The 624-nt window shown below is 62.7% G+C and carries 1 protein-coding gene; it reads left to right on the forward strand.

Going from position 1 to position 624, the window contains the following annotated elements; translation table 11 throughout:
* Window positions 1-624, forward strand: a 624-nt coding sequence (locus tag DNK34_RS25285) for a hemagglutinin repeat-containing protein (protein ID WP_207401644.1), incomplete at both ends; no start/stop codon positions are given.

Below are 624 nucleotides of genomic sequence, written 5' to 3' on the forward strand. Positions count from 1 at the left end.
GGAAGAACACCAAAACAGTAGGTCTTCAGCAAAGCGCGGATGGTAACGGCTTCACCACTTTCGTCGGCGCGGAAACGCTCAAGGACAAGACCCGCACCTCCGAGCAGACAGCCGCGGCCAGTCAGATAAGCGCCGGGCTTGACCTGGACGTGCGCGCCGGGCGCGACATCCTGCAGCAGGGTTCCGACCTGAGCGCAGGCTACGACCTGAACATGCAGGCGGGGCGCGACATCCTCATCGATGCGGCCAATGAGCAATCGACCTATGCCAGGGAGCAGAGCCAGAAACGCACCGGCAGCAGCACCACCGTCAACCACAACCTGGGCCGCACCAAGGATGCCATCAGCGGCGCCGGCAAGGGCGATAACACGGTCAGCCAGGCCTCGAGCACGCTCAAGGCCATGGATGCGGTCAGCCAGTTCCTGGCCGGGCCGACCTTCGATGCACACCTGGGTAGCACCAGCCAGAGCCAGAGCGTCAGCCAGACCGTGCTCGGCAATCGGGCTTCGACACTGGAGGCTGGTAACGATATCAACCTGGTTGCGGGTAACGATGTTCTGGTGCATGGAGGGCAGTTCCAGACTGGACGTGACATCACCGTAACTGGCCGGGACATCGTTCTCG

This window comes from Phytopseudomonas dryadis (assembly GCF_004327355.1).
Lineage (GTDB): Bacteria > Pseudomonadota > Gammaproteobacteria > Pseudomonadales > Pseudomonadaceae > Aquipseudomonas > Aquipseudomonas dryadis.